Source organism: Paenibacillus sp. NPDC056579 (assembly GCF_042793215.1).
GTDB lineage: Bacteria > Bacillota > Bacilli > Paenibacillales > NBRC-103111 > Paenibacillus_S.
In genome coordinates this window covers 90,465-106,303 of sequence record NZ_JBHTVD010000015.1, presented here as the reverse complement: position 1 = coordinate 106,303, position 15,839 = coordinate 90,465, and the positions used below count along the sequence as shown (strand labels likewise).

At 51.1% G+C, this 15,839-nt stretch carries 16 protein-coding genes; 12 read left to right on the top strand and 4 right to left on the bottom strand.

Going from position 1 to position 15,839, the window contains the following annotated elements; genetic code table 11:
- The 5 genes from ureG (at nucleotide 1) to ACFQ88_RS35425 (ending at nucleotide 4,481) form a co-directional block, all read left to right on the top strand.
- Nucleotides 1–663 (top strand): urease accessory protein UreG, encoded by a 663-nt coding sequence (gene ureG, locus ACFQ88_RS35445; protein ID WP_239628438.1) that lies wholly within the window; start codon nucleotides 1–3, stop codon nucleotides 661–663.
- Entirely contained in the window at nucleotides 656–1,540 is an 885-nt protein-coding gene (locus ACFQ88_RS35440; RefSeq protein ID WP_379462100.1) for an urease accessory protein UreD, read from the top strand. Before ureG ends, ACFQ88_RS35440 begins: the two co-directional genes overlap by 8 nt.
- Nucleotides 1,541–1,873: 333 nt before the next feature.
- Nucleotides 1,874–2,827 carry a heme o synthase gene (gene cyoE, locus ACFQ88_RS35435; RefSeq protein WP_239628433.1) on the top strand — a complete coding sequence of 318 codons (954 nt, stop codon included), beginning with the start codon at nucleotides 1,874–1,876 and terminating at the stop codon, nucleotides 2,825–2,827.
- A gap of 88 nt (nucleotides 2,828–2,915) precedes the next feature.
- The gene (locus tag ACFQ88_RS35430; protein ID WP_379462097.1) at nucleotides 2,916–3,533 is read left to right on the top strand and encodes an SCO family protein; all 618 of its coding nucleotides are present in this window, start codon (nucleotides 2,916–2,918) and stop codon (nucleotides 3,531–3,533) included.
- A gap of 24 nt (nucleotides 3,534–3,557) precedes the next feature.
- Nucleotides 3,558–4,481 carry an AEC family transporter gene (locus ACFQ88_RS35425; protein WP_379462095.1) on the top strand — a complete coding sequence of 308 codons (924 nt, stop codon included), beginning with the start codon at nucleotides 3,558–3,560 and terminating at the stop codon, nucleotides 4,479–4,481.
- Between the two features lie 40 nt (nucleotides 4,482–4,521).
- Here ACFQ88_RS35425 and ACFQ88_RS35420 read toward each other — a convergent pair whose 3' ends face one another.
- Nucleotides 4,522–4,887: a toprim domain-containing protein gene (locus ACFQ88_RS35420; protein WP_239635533.1), complete on the bottom strand. Its 366-nt coding sequence runs from the start codon at nucleotides 4,885–4,887 to the stop codon at nucleotides 4,522–4,524.
- 286 nt (nucleotides 4,888–5,173) lie between these two features.
- On the opposite strand from ACFQ88_RS35420, the gene ACFQ88_RS35415 reads away from it, so the two are divergent.
- Nucleotides 5,174–5,947, top strand: coding sequence for a pirin family protein (locus ACFQ88_RS35415; protein ID WP_379462092.1), 774 nt, complete (start codon nucleotides 5,174–5,176; stop codon nucleotides 5,945–5,947).
- 156 nt (nucleotides 5,948–6,103) lie between these two features.
- Here the strand turns inward: ACFQ88_RS35415 and ACFQ88_RS35410 are convergent, their stop codons facing one another.
- The 3 genes from ACFQ88_RS35410 to ACFQ88_RS35400 form a co-directional block, all read right to left on the bottom strand.
- Complete coding sequence (locus ACFQ88_RS35410; RefSeq protein WP_379462089.1) at nucleotides 6,104–7,678, bottom strand: S-layer homology domain-containing protein; 1,575 nt, start codon at nucleotides 7,676–7,678, stop codon at nucleotides 6,104–6,106.
- A gap of 306 nt (nucleotides 7,679–7,984) precedes the next feature.
- Nucleotides 7,985–8,080, bottom strand: a complete 96-nt coding sequence (locus ACFQ88_RS35405; protein ID WP_239628424.1) for a YjcZ family sporulation protein — start codon at nucleotides 8,078–8,080, stop codon at nucleotides 7,985–7,987.
- A 171-nt stretch (nucleotides 8,081–8,251) separates the two neighbouring features.
- A complete protein-coding gene (locus ACFQ88_RS35400; protein ID WP_379462213.1) occupies nucleotides 8,252–9,421 on the bottom strand; it encodes an MFS transporter in 1,170 nt (389 codons plus the stop codon).
- A 44-nt stretch (nucleotides 9,422–9,465) separates the two neighbouring features.
- On the opposite strand from ACFQ88_RS35400, the gene ACFQ88_RS35395 reads away from it, so the two are divergent.
- The 6 genes from ACFQ88_RS35395 to ACFQ88_RS35370 all read left to right on the top strand — a co-directional run bounded on the left by ACFQ88_RS35395 (nucleotide 9,466) and on the right by ACFQ88_RS35370 (nucleotide 15,103).
- Nucleotides 9,466–9,729, top strand: a complete 264-nt coding sequence (locus ACFQ88_RS35395) for a hypothetical protein (RefSeq protein ID WP_379462087.1) — start codon at nucleotides 9,466–9,468, stop codon at nucleotides 9,727–9,729.
- 33 nt (nucleotides 9,730–9,762) lie between these two features.
- Entirely contained in the window at nucleotides 9,763–10,185 is a 423-nt protein-coding gene (locus ACFQ88_RS35390) for a hypothetical protein (RefSeq protein ID WP_239628420.1), read from the top strand.
- Between the two features lie 70 nt (nucleotides 10,186–10,255).
- Nucleotides 10,256–11,413, top strand: coding sequence for a transglutaminase domain-containing protein (locus tag ACFQ88_RS35385; RefSeq protein ID WP_379462084.1), 1,158 nt, complete (start codon nucleotides 10,256–10,258; stop codon nucleotides 11,411–11,413).
- A 160-nt stretch (nucleotides 11,414–11,573) separates the two neighbouring features.
- Complete coding sequence (locus tag ACFQ88_RS35380) at nucleotides 11,574–12,287, top strand: HAD-IA family hydrolase (RefSeq protein ID WP_379462082.1); 714 nt, start codon at nucleotides 11,574–11,576, stop codon at nucleotides 12,285–12,287.
- Between the two features lie 23 nt (nucleotides 12,288–12,310).
- Nucleotides 12,311–14,359: a peptidoglycan D,D-transpeptidase FtsI family protein gene (locus ACFQ88_RS35375; protein ID WP_239628414.1), complete on the top strand. Its 2,049-nt coding sequence runs from the start codon at nucleotides 12,311–12,313 to the stop codon at nucleotides 14,357–14,359.
- A gap of 204 nt (nucleotides 14,360–14,563) precedes the next feature.
- A complete protein-coding gene (locus ACFQ88_RS35370) occupies nucleotides 14,564–15,103 on the top strand; it encodes a hemerythrin domain-containing protein (RefSeq protein WP_239628412.1) in 540 nt (179 codons plus the stop codon).
- Nucleotides 15,104–15,839: the final 736 nt, after the last annotated feature.

The following is a 15,839-nucleotide window of genomic DNA, read 5'->3' as shown; positions in this document are numbered from 1 at the left end:
ATGTGTCAAGGAGGAGCGCATCACCATCACCATTGGGAAACACCTGAGCATACTCATCTGGATCGTCCGATGAGAATCGGAATCGGAGGACCGGTCGGGTCCGGTAAAACCGCGCTGGTAGAAAGACTTGCCCGCAAGCTGAACGACCGCTACAGCATCGCAGTCATCACCAACGATATTTATACGAAGGAAGACGCGAACATCTTGATCCGTTCGGAAGCATTGCCTGCCGAGCGCATTATCGGCGTAGAGACGGGAGGCTGCCCGCATACGGCGATCCGTGAAGATGCTTCCATGAACTTCGAAGCGATCGAGGAGCTGGAGCGCCGGTTCTCGCATCTGGATTTGATCTTCATTGAGAGCGGCGGAGACAATCTCGCGGCGGCGTTCAGTCCGGAGCTGGTGGATCGCTTCATCTATATAATCGACGTGGCGCAAGGAGAGAAAATTCCTCGCAAGGGCGGTCCCGGCATTATCCGGTCCGACATGCTCGTCATCAATAAGATCGATCTGGCTCCTCACGTAGGCGCAAGCCTAGCCGTAATGGAAGAGGATACGCGCCGGATGCGCGGGGATCGTCCGTTTATTTTCTCTAACCTGTTCAACGGCCAAGGCCTGGACGACATCGTAGATTGGATCGAGCGGGAATACCGCCATGCCTAGGACAACTGGCCGCGTCTCGGCCGCTTTTCTGGAAGCGGGGGGAGAGACGCGGCTTGGGGACCGGTATCATGCCTATCCGCTCAAAATCGCCAAGGCGTTCCCGTTCGACGACGGACAGCTGGGCGTATATGTCATGGACGCGTCTCCCGGCATTATGTCGGGGGACCGCTATGAGCTCGACTGGCATTTTGGCGAGAATACGAAGGTATATGTTACGAATCAATCGTACACGAAGGTGCACCCCGTCCTTCGCAGCGCAGACGGAAGCTTGGCCGATCAGGCGAGCGTGCAGCGTCAGACGTTAACTCTTGCCCGCGGCAGCGTAGTCGAATATATGCCGGAACCGCTGATGCTGTATAAAGATGCTTATTTTTACAGCGAAACCGAGGTGCGAATGGAGCCGGGCTCTGTGCTCATCCTGTCCGAAACGGTATGTCCGGGCCGTACGCAGCGGGGAGAGTTGTTCCAGTATGGTTTGTACCGAAGCGAGCTTAAGGTCACCTTCGGCTCGGAGCTGATCTTTTGCGCCAAGCAAAGGGTGGAGCCTTCATCACCTACACAAAAGCTGGACGCTATTGGGGCATGGGGGCCTTTTACCCATTACGGAGCTCTCTATGTGTTCTCGGAACAGGTGGATGCCGGCTTTGCCGATCGGGTCCGCGATTATTTAAACCGACTGCTTGGTGTAGATGAGGAAACCGCCGTACCGTTCAGCGGAATGAAGCTGTACAGCGGGGTGAGCCGAACGTACAAATACGGGCTTGTGGTATCCGTTATGGGCTGCAAGGTCTATGAAATTCAGCAATTGCTGGAAGCTATCTGGAAATTTATCCGAAGAACTTATTTTGTCGATTCAGATATTCAAATTCGCAAATAATGTCGGTTTTTTTATGCACAGAAATATTGAAATGTCCCGCAGCCTCCGCCGCTCCTTTAGGGCTGGGGATTTTCTTATGACCGGAACCGGCGCAAATTCTAATGATATCCGCAGCTTTCGCAATCATGTTTATTGTATTCCTTTGTTTTTTGACAAACGGGTGAACTTTGTGATATATCGACAATATTTTGAACTCCCTGCGAGGTTTGTTGTCAAACGGAGTCCGGGTTGATATTATATAGAGGACACGCGAGGAGGACATATAAGTTCCTCCTTCCGTATTGTTTATCGATATAAGTTTCCCTCGGGGGACTTTTTTAAGGGGGCTATAAAGTGGAAGAGCAAATGAGGCTTGATCTATCCAGAGACGGGATGGCGGCTGCGGCGGAAACACATCAAGAACCCACAACAGATCTTGGGCCCGTTACTTGGAGAGATTTTGTTCAGCTTGCCAAACCGGGTATTATATTTTCCAATTCGATTACCGCTTTCGGCGGTTTCTGGGTCGCATCCGGTTGGCACGTCAACTGGCTGCAGCTGTTGTACACGATGATTGGGACCGCATTGGTCATGGCGTCCGGCTGTGTATTGAACAACTATCTGGACCGGGATATGGATGTCAAGATGGCACGTACGCAGAAGCGCGCACTGGCTACCGGCAAAATGTCGCCTAATGTGGTGCTTTGGTACGGTATTATTCTCGGCGTCATCGGGGTATCGGGGCTTTGGCTGCTAGTGAATCCAATGTCCGCACTGCTTGGTATGATCGGCTTGTTCGTTTACGTGTGGATCTATACGGCATGGTTTAAGCGTACCTCCGTGTGGAGCACCTTCGTCGGCAGCTTTTCGGGAGCTATTCCTCCGGTTATCGGCTACTGTGCCGTCACCCCGCAAATCGACGCAGGCGCGCTGATCTTGTTCGGCATCCTGTTCCTGTGGCAGCCGCCGCACTTCTGGGCGCTGGGCATTCGCCGTATGGAAGAGTACCGCGCAGCAGGCTTTCCGCTGCTTCCGGTTGTCCGCGGCTCTTATGTAACCAAGATCAGCATGATGCGCTACATCGTGCTGATTGTGCCGGTATCCTTGCTGCTGTATGTATTCGGCTATGTCAATGTGATTTTCTTTTATGCAGCTATGATTATGGGCTTGTACTGGGCGTATCTCGCCGTCAAAGGCTTCAAGGCCGAGGACGAAGTGCAATGGGCGAAGAAGATATTTATTTATTCCATCAACTATTTGACGCTTCTGTTCATCATCATGGTGATTACGACGGTGAAAATACCATAAGCATAAGTAGCGTCTGGTTGGAGAACGAAACGTACCCATCCCATGGCAACATGGGATATTTTTTTTGAAGAAAGAAGGGGATGCGAAAATGAGCGCAAATGTGCAAAAAAATGGGTTTAAAATCGTAGTCATCGTCGTCTTGCTCGCAATGATTGGCGTATTCAGCTACATGCTGATGAAGGGCAGCGAGGAGAAGATGGGCGTCATTAAAAAAGCGCCGGATTTTAAGCTCGAAAATATCGACGGCAAGCAGGTCGGATTAAGCAGCGATTTGGCGGGGAAAGTAAAGCTGGTCTATTTCTTCTTTTCTACTTGTCCGGATGTATGTCCTCCTACGACGTATTCCCTTTCCAAAGTTCAGGATCAGCTGGTGAAAAAAGGCGTATTCGGCGACAAAACGGCCATTGCCTCGATTTCCTTCGATCCTACCAAAGATACGGTCGCTCAGCTGAAGGAGTTTTCCAGCCGGTACCACCCGGATTATAAGGGATGGTATTTCCTGCGGGGCGAAGAAGCGGCAACGATGGATTTGGCCAATAAGTTCGGCGTGATGGTCGTCAAAGATCAGCAGGGTACTTTCAGCCACAACAACGTCATTTTGCTGGTGGACAAAAAAGGCGATCTGCGCACGTATTATAACGGAAATGACGCCGATCTCAACATCGAAAGAATTGCCGATGATATGATCAAGCTGACGAAAGAATAGACGTAACCCTCAAGGAGCTAAGTCATGACGTACTTCACGCATATTTTACTGAACAATGTCATTCCGCTATCGGTCATGGTAGCTCTTGGAGCCGTATTGCACAGGGCCTTCAAGCTCGATATCAAAACGTTGTCCAAATTGAATTTTTATTTATTCTCACCCGCTCTTGTATTTAAAATGCTTTACGAATCGACGCTGACGTTTGGACTTCTGCTCCAGACGCTGGCGTTTTTCGCGCTTTTCTTCATTGCCATGTTTATTCTGGTGGAGATCGTCATCCGCTGGAGGCGGTATAAGGGCGGGATGGTGCCTGCGATGCGCAACAGCGTCATTTTTTATAACAGCGCCAACTACGCCATTCCGCTAAATCAGCTGGTTTTTGTCGGGGATGCATTTACGCTCTCGATTCAAATTATCATCATGATGATGCAAAATTTGCTTCCGAATACCTACGGGATTTACAGCGTTAATGCACATAAGAAGGACACGAAGGAAACGCTGCGGACCATTTTGACGCTGCCGGTCATCTACATCATTCCCATAGCATTTGCTATGCGCTGGCTTCATATTCCGGTACCTGATCCGATCTATGCTCCGATCAATTACATTTCCAACGCCTTTATCGCAACGGCGCTTATTACACTCGGGGTGCAGCTCGGGAATATGAAATGGCAGCTGAAGCTGTCCGATGTTATGCTGTCCAACATGCTGCGGCTTCTGATCGGGCCTACAGTCGGTTTTCTGATCGTACATTTGATGGGGATCGAAGGAGTGATGGCGCAAGCACTGGTGCTGTCCTGTGCGGTTCCGACCTCGCTTAGCAGCGTGCTGATCGCCGTGGAATACGACAACGAGCCGGAGTTTTCGTCCCAGGTGGTGTTCTCGTCGACAATATTCAGTATATTCACGGTGACGATGGTCATTTACTTGATGAAGTTCATACCTTAACCTAATTGAATCCGACTGCAGCCGTCTGCATACCAGCGGTTTATTCGATCGGAAACCCTAAAGCCGCGTCTTGAAGAGGATAAATAATAAATTCCTCGAGGCCGGCTTTTTCCAATTGCTGAATCAAATATTCATCCGGCGTGCCTTCCACACCGGCATAACCGCGCCTTGTATAGATTTGCTCCGCATCAGGAAAAGTATCTCTTAAGATGCCGCGAATTTTTTTACCCGATGAATCGTTGTCCGTGAACAGGTACACTTCGCTTGCCCCGATTTTCTTCTTCAATTTCTCCAGCCGCTCGGTGTTCAAGGACCCGAAGGTGCAATGAATTTCAATGTCGGAGGTCAGCAGTCGCCGTAATCTGCTCCTATCGTTTTTGCCTTCCACAATGATCGCAATGGACAATGAAGCTTCCCCCAATCCGGTTTTTATCTCCTTGTAGTATATCCCGTTTTCGGCGAGGATCCAAGTCGCAGGACGCAGTAATTTCCCAGGAAATGTCGAATTGTTGAGAATACAGTCCATCGTGCTTATATCTGGAGATCGACTCATTGAACGCTTGACGAATATCTTGATTAGAATTATACTATTATTAGTTACTTAATATAAGTAAGTTAATTACTGTTGGCGATATGACATAAAAAGATTTGTAGCTCATGATAAGGAAACTTTACAATGGGAGGCGTTCATGATGAAAATCACCATGTATCCACCGGAGCAGCAAGTGAGAGGCGCTTTTGACGGTGGGAAAATTACGGAGCTTAAGCCCATCGGATTTCCGGGCGAGGGCTCTGCGGTGAAGCGGGTCGGCCCTTTATTTTACTGGGCATGGGCTCATTCCGCGGTGGAAGGGTACATCCCTCTGCACCCGCACCAAGGGTTCGAGATTATTACGTATATGCTGCACGGTCATGCGGAGCATCAAGATACACTGGGGACACAGAGTCAGGTCGCAGCCGGAGGAGCCCAGGTGATGCAAACCGGGTCGGGGGTGTCGCATGCGGAGCGTTTTATCGGGCCTGATGCCGAAGGGTTCCAGATTTGGTTCGAGCCTCATCTTAGCCAAGCGCTTCAACGTCCTCCCGCTTATTATCAATACGAGCATGAAGAGTTTCCGACGGCCGCAGCCGAAGGAGCTGCTGTCAAAACAATCATTGGAGCGGATGCGCCTGTGCAGCTGGTCGCCGACGTTCGGATGTGGGATATCGAGCTCGCAGCCGGCGCTTCCTATACGCATACGCTGCCTGCAGGGCGTTCGTTAGCGGCTTTGGCGATTCACGGAGAAGGACGCTGGGCCTATGAGGATGGCGAAGCGAGCTTCCATCATAAGGATTTCACCGTGCTGGAAGCCGGGGCGGAGCAAGCATCCGAGGTTCGTCTGCATTCCGATGGAGGGGTCCGCATCATCGCCATCGAGGTTCCGACCGAGGTGGATTATCCTTTATACCAAAAGCGGCAACGCTAAATAACCCCACCAAGTGGAGCTTTGTCATCAATGTCCATCAGTTCCTTTGCGGGGAGCACGTATTGACAATATATACGTTAAAAAAACGACCTGACATGTATCTTGTCAGGTCGTTTCAATATAGGAATGGAGAGTGGTTAAGCAGCAGTTCGCCGCTTAGTTGATGAAATTTGCTTTTGTCAGCAATCGGTTCAGCATTGTAGCGGATTGTGCACGAGTTGCTTGCTTGGAAGGCTCAATCGTAGTGTCGGTCATACCGTCTACGATGCCTGCTTCGATAGCAACGGCCAATTCGTTTTGTGCCCAAACGATTTTGCTGGAATCCTTAAACTTCGCAAGAAGCTCGGATTGACGATCAGCGGATACGTCCGGTTTAGCACCTGCGTAAGCAAGAGCGCGAACTACCATAGCAGCCAGTTCTTCACGGCTGATTGCTTGGTTTGGTTTGAACGTGTTGTCTTCGTAACCGTCGATGATTTTAGCGTTGACTGCCGAAGCCACAACGCTTGCATACCACTCGGAAGAAGAAACGTCCTTGAAGCTGCTGCTCGCAGCTGCGGATTGATCAAGGCCAAGCGAACGAACTACCAATGCCGCGAATTCGGCACGAGTGATGTTACGCTCAGGCTCGAAGGAAGTGTCAGTCACGCCGTCAACGACGAGCTTGTTAGCCAACAGGTTGATGTAGGATTGTGCCCAGTGACCTTTCACGTCCTCAAAGCTTTTGCTCAGCTCGATTACAGTATAGATGCTGTTGCTGTTACGCTTGATTACCGCTTCGTTCGACTCGTTGGAAGAGGAGAACAGAGCAGGCACGAAGCTCAGCTTTTGCGTGTTCGGATCGTACACAACCGCTGTTGCCGTAGCCGGATTTACGGCTTTGGACAATGGCAATGTGCGGCTGATGTAGTTGTTGCCCAGATCTACGGCTTGCGTTTTGTCGCCGGTGCCGACAGCTGCCAGGTTGAAATCAACCGCACCGCTTACTACCGTAGCGCCCAATGCTGTAGCAGCATTTTTAATGCCGTTAACAGCCGCTTCGCTTGCTGCACTGATCGAAACTTTGATTTTCATGTCGTCTACACTCACGGAGAGCTTGCCGGCAAGATCATCAAGCTTCAATACATGGATAGGAAGCATGTAGGAGCCTTTGTCGTTTTTGATTTTCAGCGCTTTTTTAGTGTCGCCTGTGAACTTCGCAAGCACTTTGGCTGGAATCAACGCAACGTCGCCGCTCAGAACCAGTTCAACGATGTCGTTGTTGTTCAGAGCGTTTTCCAGCGTGTAGGCATCAATGGAACCGTCGGAAGGCACATTGATGGATGGGCCGGAGATGATTCCGCCGCCACCGCCACCGCCACCGCCGCCGCCAGGACGACCGCTATTGGAGTTGTACACGGTGTAGTATACGGAATCCGTTACTTTTTCTTTAAGTTTCAAATAAGAATAGCTGGAAACGTTGTTTAAAGAGAAATCGTACGTGTATACGCCGTTATAAACGCTGTATGTAGCGCTGGATGCGGTACCGACGTAATTGCCGTTCGGGTCATACAAGTATACTTGTGCGTTTACGGAGTATACATCGGAATACACCGAACCTGAAACTGAGTTGTTGCGGTAAACGACATCTTTAAAGCCTGTCGCCGCAAAAGCCAATACGGGCAGTAATGCCGAGATGAACATCATCAATACGGTTACTTGCGCCGTCTTTTTGAAGACAGCTGGCTTCATGGATCTTTCACTCCTATCTCTGCATGGACTAAGATTTGTACTGCCGCTGGATTCCTTCATGGAACGGATTTCACCTCCTTCGCATTTGAGTTTCACTTTACACATGTTCGAATGGGATTCACGGTATATGTCCGTCTATCCTTGGTTGAAAAATAATGAAATGGATAAATTGACAAAATTGTGAAGTCCCGTTCTGCATAAGCTTGTCTTACCCGAGAAAAATACGGTTGAAACAGCTGCAATACAGCTTGCCGGACATAGTAAAAAGCCGCCCGGAGAACGGACGGCTTTGCTTGAAACGTTAAATTAGTACACGAAACCGCGAAGTACGATAACCAGAAGGATGAACAGTACCAAAATGATGGCAGCGGAAGTCCAACCACCGTATCCTACGTCTCCCATTCCGACTCTCTCCCTTCAACTAAAGAGTTGTCATCCGACATACTGTATAATATGTGGAAGGCAAAAAACGGTATGTGCGAATACCCATCCGCTGCAAATATCGTGTACTCGCCATGGGATGGCAAATATCATGCAGGGACATGCGGGGAGGCGGCTCTTCCCGTAGGGTGCTTATGCCTGAACCGGCTTAAAGGCTTTAAGCGGGAGCATGCAGAGCGCCAGCATTAAGCCGACAAATGCGATAAAATAAGGGGAAGTATGACTTCTTATATGACCGGCAACAATGGGTCCTATAAAGGCTCCGATCGAATAGGATATCGACAAAAAAGAAAATACCCGTCCGTAGCGGTTGGCACTCGTCACGCTTGCGAGCAGAGAGGCGATGGCGGGGAAAATCACTCCTTTGGCCATGCCGATCAGGAACAGCGATACATAGAGAGGAAGCGGCCAGCTCACCGACATGCCGAAAAAAACTAGAGCGAGCGCGAGACACCCCGTCGTCGTACGGAGCAGAGGTGAAAAGCGGTTGATGAACAGCATGCTCAGCGTAACCAAAGCGCCCAGACTGACGACGGAGAACAACAGGCCGGACGTCATGATCGATCCGCTCGCTTCTTTCATTAAAGGGAGCTCGAAGAACAGAATGCCCTGCGAACAGGACAGGCCGAGCGGGATGACGAAAAACAGCCAAGGGACCGGCTCATCCAATGCGCCGGCTTGCTTCTGGTTTTTGAGCGCAGGGACGTTACTGTCTCCATGTACGGGAGGGAACAGCTGAGCGGCGGCCAGTGTATACTGGCGTTCTTTTACACCGAAGATGGCCAGAACCCCCGTGATGATGAGAATCCATCCGAGAACCGTGAACGATAGCGCAAATCCTAGCTTGGCTACCAGATAGGCGCCGGCGGCAGGGCTCAAGACCGAGGCCATCGTATGAACGAGCCCGTTGCCTGCCATCAGCTTGCTTTGCTGGACATTATCTCTGGCGATTTTGGCCAAAAGCGAGAGACATGCCGGGGATAAGAAGGCCAGCACGAATCCGCTGACGGATCGAATGTAAAGAAGCTGCCACGGATCGGTAACGCGGGATTGAACTAACAGCACGATACCTGCTACAATCAGGCTAGACACAATGAATCGTTTGCTTCCATACTTATCTACTCCGTAGCCTGCCAGCAAGTTGCCGGGCAAATGCGTTATGGAGTAAACGCCCAATATAAGCCCGATAAATGAGGGAGCAGCCCCGAGCGAGATGGCAAACGGAGACAAGATTGGGTACTGAGCATGCAAATCGAAAAAGGCTACGAACATAAATAAATATAGCCATATTGCGGTTTTCAACATCATCACCTCGAACCTCATGTTTGTCTAACGCGTGGACACGATTGCCTTATCATTACTTTTACGTGACAAGCCGTACGGTTAGTACCATTATTTTGCAGCCCGGGGGCGTAGCGGTTTGTGCGGGAACCTATTTGAAAGAAAGGCGGTTGTTTGTGGACCCGGTCATCATTGCGATTTTGGGAGTTATCGCCATCGTCGTGCTGTTCCGCTTGCGGATGACTTACCGAAAAGCGAGAGACACGGATAAGTCGGAGGAAATCCAAAGGAAGCTCGCGGAGCTGCGGCGCAAAAGAGAAGAAGAGTAAGTTTCGTTACCTATTGAAGGGGAGAGATGGAAGTTGGATTTTATCGTACCGTTTTTGCAGGAGCGCTGGTTTATCATTGTAGCCGCCATTGTCGTGTTATTCGTTGTCATTAAGATTGTAAAGACGGTCATCAAGTGGATCCTCGTGCTGGCGATTTTGGCGGGGTTGTTCTTTTATGGCGCCAACTACAAAGATCAGCTGCTGGAAATCGGAACCGCCGTAACGGCCGAGGTGAAGAACCAGGCGATCAAGACCATTTCCGGGGAAATGAAGGAAGCGCAGTACAAGCAAAATGCGGACGGCACGTTCACCGTTACGACCAAAAGCTTGAAGCTGGAAGGAAATCCCGGCTCCAACGAGGTTAAAGTCACCTTCATGAATCAGACGTTCACGATGAAAATGGACGAGGTCGTCAATGCTTTGATCGAGCAAGCCAAAATGAATACCAAAATGTAGAGGCTATCAGGAGTCTAAAAGGAAGCCGAGCACGCTCCCGTGCTGAGCCAAAGTCGAAAGAGGTGAGAGCATGAACGGATTGATGGACGCGGCGGAAACCGTGAATTGGATAACGATCATTCTGGTCGTCACGCTGGCGATGTCCGCCATCCAGGGCATGCTGCGCGGAGCCTCTTCCTCAGCGCGCCATCTTATGCTGATGGTTGCGGAAGCCGTAGCGACCGTTCTCAGTCTCCTGCTTGCCTGGAAGCTGGCCTCCTGGCTGTCTCCGCAGGCTCAAGCCTGGCTGGCATCGCTGCCGCTCGACATTCCCGACGAGGAGCTAGGATGGTTCAAGCAGCTGTATTATACGCTGATGACAGGGATGAGAGACTTCTCTCTGCTGCGGTACGGCATATTGTTCGTGTTAGGGTACGGTATCGTCAAGCAGGTGCTGTGCCGCATTATCGATCCGATCATGGACGGCTGGGTAGCGGACTCGCTGCGGAATGAGGATTCTCGCCGCAGAGGGGGGCCGTCGTTTATCAGCAGTGTGCTTGGTGGCATCATCGGCATGGTGACCGGCGCGGGAAGAGCCTTGCTGATCATCGCTGCCCTCTTCATCGCCGTTACGCTGTTTCCGCAGACGCCTGCCGCCAATTACATCCAGGCTTCGGGCCTGTACCAGAAAGGCGCCAATCAGGTGATTAAGCCGGTGACCGGGGATTTCCTGGCCAGCTCGCTGCCGGTATTTACGCGGGCGGTCGAGCAGGAGTTCAGCAACATCCTGCAGCGCAAGTACGAGGTGCTGGATGCCAGAATCCCGGACGACATTGCAGCGGCCGCCAAGGAAGTAACGGCCAAAGGCGGGAACGACGAGGAGAAGGCGCGGCTGCTGTACCGCTGGGTCGGAACCCGCGTCCAATATGATTGGGACAAAGTGACGCTGTACGAGACAAAACGGATTTGGAAGGAGCAGACGCCCGACGAAACGTTTGCCACGAAAAAGGGTGTGTGTATTGACTACTCCCGGTTGTACGCAGTGATGGCCCGTTCCATAGGCCTGGATGTAAAGGTCGTTACCGGACTCGGCTATGACGGACGGGGCGGCTATGGGCCTCATGCATGGAACGAGGTTTACTTATCGGAAACGCAGCAATGGATTCCTCTTGATTCCACCTGGGTGTCCAGCGGCGGGAACTGGTTCAATCCGCCGAACTTTAACGAAACGCATATACGCGAAACTTAGATTGCAAGCCGGTCGTCTCTGTTTGGGATGGCCGGCTTTTTCTCTTTGGGGTGAAATGTGGTAAACTACACAATAGTGAACATCCGCGAAAATTGTTGGATTATAGCATAACCATGCAGTTGATGAAACTCGCATGAGTCTGTGAAGGAGTAAGCTGATCATGTTGCCTAAACCTCTTGAAACATATAAAGCCGTGTTTTTCGATGTAGGGGATACGCTGATGACGATTCCGGCATCGAGGATTATTATGCAGCAGTTTCTGGCGAGCCGTTCGCTGCAGCGCGGGGAAGAGCAGGTAGGAGAGCTGTTTACCGAAGCGTTCCGTCTGTTTTATTATGGTAAGCAGCTCGACCCTTTCGCCGTATGCACGCCGGAGTCGGACCGCGCCTTTTGGATGAAGCTGTATCATTATATATTGGAAAAGCTGGGCGTTCATGAGGAGCGCTGGACGGAGGATCAGATTCACGAGTGCTGCCACGGCATGTACGATCTGTTCACAGGACCGGAGCCATACCAGCTGTTTGACGACGTAAAAGAGAGCATCACCAAGCTGAGCGAGAGGGGCTTACGCCTCGGCATCATCTCGAACTTCGCGGCTACGCTGCCGACGATTCTGGAGCACAAAGGAATACTGCACTACTTCGATCCTGTCATCGTCTCTACTCTGGTAGGGCTGGAAAAGCCGGATCCGGCGATCTTTCATTTGGCTCTCGAGCAATCGGGGTTAGCGGCTTCCGACGTGCTGTATGTAGGGGACCACGATCTGAACGATATTTGGGCGCCGAATCAGGCAGGGATTGACGCAGTGAAGATCAAGCGTTACGATTATCATTCTGGCACAGGCATTCATTCCTTGCACGAGCTGCTCGCGTAATTTGTTAAAGGAGCTGTCGCATCATGAGAAAATCTATGTCCACGGATGACCCGCAGCAACATGAAAAAAATAAGCGGCGTCATTTTACCGTCCGCATAAATTTATTGTTTTTTTGCACATTCTTTTTGTTTTCCGTCCTTATCGTCCGTTTAGCTATACTTCAATTCGTCGAGGGCAAAGAGCTGAAGGCTGAGGAAGCGATGAACACGAAGCGGGATACACCTATCGCGCCGATCCGCGGCAATATTTTTGATAGCAAAGGGTACCCGCTCGCTTTTACCTCCTCCACCCAGTCCTTATATTTCCGTATGGAAACCGATCAGAAAAAAGAAGAAGTCATCGCTCTGGCCCATCGGCTGGAGGAATTGTTCAAGCTGTATAACGAGTCGCCGAAATCGAACCTGACGGCCGCCGATATTATCAAAGAAATGGACGTCGGATACGATCTGGAGAAAAATTCGACCACGTCTCCAAGCTATTCCTTCGTGCCCCGGCGGATCAAATCCGGCTTGTCCGAGAAGGAAATCGCCTATATTTTGGAGCATCGCGACGAAATGAAATGGCTGGAAATCATGGAGGAAAGTATCCGCACCTACGACAATGAGAGAATCGCCGTGCAATTGATCGGCTATATGCGGCCTTTCTCCCGGGCGAGAGAGCCTAAGAACGGGCTTGATTTCTACAAAAACAAAGACAATACAACCGGATATCTCGATACCGAGGATGTAGGCTACGACGGCATCGAGCTGATGTATCAGGAGGAGCTGCGCGGCAAAAACGGGATGAAAACTTACCCGGTCAACGCCTCGCAAAAAATTATCGGCAAAGTGTCGATCGAGGCGCCTAAGAAGGGCAATAACTTATTTTTGACGATCGATAAAGACATCCAGCAAGTAACCGAGCAGGCGATTATCGATCAGCTAGCGCAAGCAAAGTCTCCGGCCGCGAGGAATAACCGGTACGGGTACGCGCCGTATGCCAAAGCGGGATACGCCGTAGCGATGGAAGTCGACACGGGACGCGTCGTTACTATGGCGAGCATGCCCGATTATGATCCGAACGTATGGAGCGGGGGTATTTCTACCCAGGAATACAACGACATCCAGCCGTTCATCAACAACGGGACAATTACGACGGCTTACCCGGACTACCCCGAGAACGAGCTGAAAAACCATCCTACCTCCATCGTGTATGTAGGGTCGATCATTAAGCCTTTGTCCGTGCTGGTCGGCTTGAACGAAGGATTGTTCGGGGTCAATACACCGTATAACGATACGGGAGTGTTCACGTACGGTAAGGACAACAATTCCAAGCTGACGAACTCCGACCGGAAAGCTTACGGACCGATCAATGCTGCGGAAGCGATCGAGCATTCGTCGAATACGTTCATGTCGGCGATGATCGGCAACGCGCTCTATATGCGCAGCGGCGCCAAATCCGTAGATATTTGGGAGTCCTACTTGAACAAGTTCGGGCTCGGCGTGCTGACGGGCAGCGGGCTTCCGAGAGAGTACGCGGGGGGCAGTGAGTTCAAGACGAATACGAAGGAAACGCTCCAATCCCGTATGGTGTTCGCCTCCTGGGGACAGAACGAGAAGTATACGACCTTGCAGATGGCGCAGTATGCCGCAACGCTCGCGAACCGCGGCAAAAAGATGAAGCCGATTTTGGTCGATAAAATCGAGACGTACGATTTCAAGCCGGTGACGCAAATCCAGCCGGAGGTGCTCGAAGAAACGACATTCCCTAAAGCCTATTGGGATACGATCATCAAAGGGATGGAAAAGGTTAACGTGCAGGGCTTCGACGGCTTCCCTTACAAGTTCGCGCGAAAAACAGGAACGTCGACTCAATCGGTCGGCGGCAAAATGATCGATAACGCGGTGTTCGTAGCGTATGCGCCGTTGGACAAGCCTAAGCTGGCCGTTGCGGTCGTAGTGCCGGAAGGCGGCTTCGGAGCATGGAATGCAGCGCCTATCGCGCGCAAAATGTTTGACGCCTACGATCAAGTGTACGGCCTAGACGGGGTGCCTAAGGGCAAGCCGACTAACACGAACACTCCAACTCCATAGAGCTGGGCTGACAGGCTTGGCACATAGTGAAAGAACCTCCGGTTCGGTTCGCAGCTTGAAGAAGCTGCTTACGAACGGAGGTTCTTTTTTTCGCCGCCGATGCAAAAAATGATCCAAATTGTTGTGATAAGTCGCACATACAAACAGGGGGGAGCGTAGTAATCTGTAGAGTATACAATATTTTCGTTCATGGAGGCGGGGAAAATGATGGTGCACGGTAAGCCGCAAATGAAGTCCGAAAGCGCTCATGTTACGGAGCTGTCTGCGCTGGTGGACCGCTTGAAGGAAGAACACGCCGAGCTGATGCAGGTGCTGGACGAGATGGAGCAGCAATCGGTTCAAGCGGAGCAGGAGACGGACAAGAGCAGGGCGATCGGAAGCCTGCTGCATTTGAGGCTCTGGGCGACGGCTTTTCAGGAGGAGCTGCAAAAGCACTCCGATTGGGAGGAAAGAGAGCTGTATCCGTTTCTGAACGTGTATTTTCACAAGCACAATAAGCCTTCGATTGTCCCGTCGCTATGGATGCTGGAAAAAGAGCATGAGCTCGCAATGGATAACATGAATTCCTTCTTCCGCGCCGTGCATGCGTTGAGGCCGGATTCCGACGCGATGCTGATCAAACGGGCCGCAGCCTATTTGACTCACTCGTGCCGCATCATGAAGGAACATCTGGAGAAGGAGCAGCAGTTTATATTTCCGTTGACGGATCGGGCTTTGACCGACATCGATTTTTTATTTTCCTGAGTCGAGTTCAGCGGCGATGACTTTATGCAGGTATGGCGTCACTACGTTATGTAGTGGCGTTTTTTGTATGGGTGGGAAGGAGTAATACGGTGCCGGAGATGCATGTTGCGGTTGCGCTGCGGTTGCTAGCGGGGGGAGGCTGGTGTGCCGGTTTGAGGTACTCATTGGCGTGGTGCGTGGGGAAGCGCAGGTGGTCAAGAGCAAAGGCAGATCAAGGTTACTCCATGCCAGACCGCAATGCTTCGAGCCTCGACTAGAGCGAATGTATTAGAAGGTGAGCCATGGGGGGGCAAGGTTGGTAAAGAACAAAAGGGCATACCAAGGTTACTCCATATCAGAGCGCAATGCTTTGTGCCTTGACCAGAGCGAATGTATTAGAAGGTGACTATGGGGGCAAGGCTGGTCAAGAGTAAAAACGCATAACAAGGTTATTCCATATCAGAGCGCAATGCTTTGTGCCTCGACCATGGCGAATGTATTAGAAGGTGAGTCATGGGCGTGAGGCTGGTCAAGAGCAAAACGCATACCAAGGTTACTCCATATCAGAGCGCAATACTCTGTGCCTCGACCATGGCGAATGTATTAGAAGGTGACTATGGGGGGGCAAGGTTGGTCAAGAGCAAAAGGCATACCAAGGTTACTCCATATCAGAGCGCAATGCTTTGTGCCTCGACCATGGCGAATGTATTAGAAGGTGACTATGGGGTGAAGGGCTGGTCAAGAGCAAAGGGCAGAC

What these genes read in the sequence shown, in the direction of transcription:
- ureG (WP_239628438.1), top strand. Translation starts at nt 1, where the DNA reads ATGTGTCAAGGAGGAGCGCATCACCATCACCATTGGGAAACACCTGAG.
- ACFQ88_RS35440 (WP_379462100.1), top strand. Translation starts at nt 656, where the DNA reads ATGCCTAGGACAACTGGCCGCGTCTCGGCCGCTTTTCTGGAAGCGGGG.
- ACFQ88_RS35430 (WP_379462097.1), top strand. Translation starts at nt 2,916, where the DNA reads ATGAGCGCAAATGTGCAAAAAAATGGGTTTAAAATCGTAGTCATCGTC.
- ACFQ88_RS35425 (WP_379462095.1), top strand. Translation starts at nt 3,558, where the DNA reads ATGACGTACTTCACGCATATTTTACTGAACAATGTCATTCCGCTATCG.
- ACFQ88_RS35415 (WP_379462092.1), top strand. Translation starts at nt 5,174, where the DNA reads ATGAAAATCACCATGTATCCACCGGAGCAGCAAGTGAGAGGCGCTTTT.
- ACFQ88_RS35410 (WP_379462089.1), bottom strand. Translation starts at nt 7,678, where the DNA reads ATGAAGCCAGCTGTCTTCAAAAAGACGGCGCAAGTAACCGTATTGATG.
- ACFQ88_RS35405 (WP_239628424.1), bottom strand. Translation starts at nt 8,080, where the DNA reads ATGGGAGACGTAGGATACGGTGGTTGGACTTCCGCTGCCATCATTTTG.
- ACFQ88_RS35385 (WP_379462084.1), top strand. Translation starts at nt 10,256, where the DNA reads ATGAACGGATTGATGGACGCGGCGGAAACCGTGAATTGGATAACGATC.
- ACFQ88_RS35380 (WP_379462082.1), top strand. Translation starts at nt 11,574, where the DNA reads ATGTTGCCTAAACCTCTTGAAACATATAAAGCCGTGTTTTTCGATGTA.
- ACFQ88_RS35375 (WP_239628414.1), top strand. Translation starts at nt 12,311, where the DNA reads ATGAGAAAATCTATGTCCACGGATGACCCGCAGCAACATGAAAAAAAT.
- ACFQ88_RS35370 (WP_239628412.1), top strand. Translation starts at nt 14,564, where the DNA reads ATGATGGTGCACGGTAAGCCGCAAATGAAGTCCGAAAGCGCTCATGTT.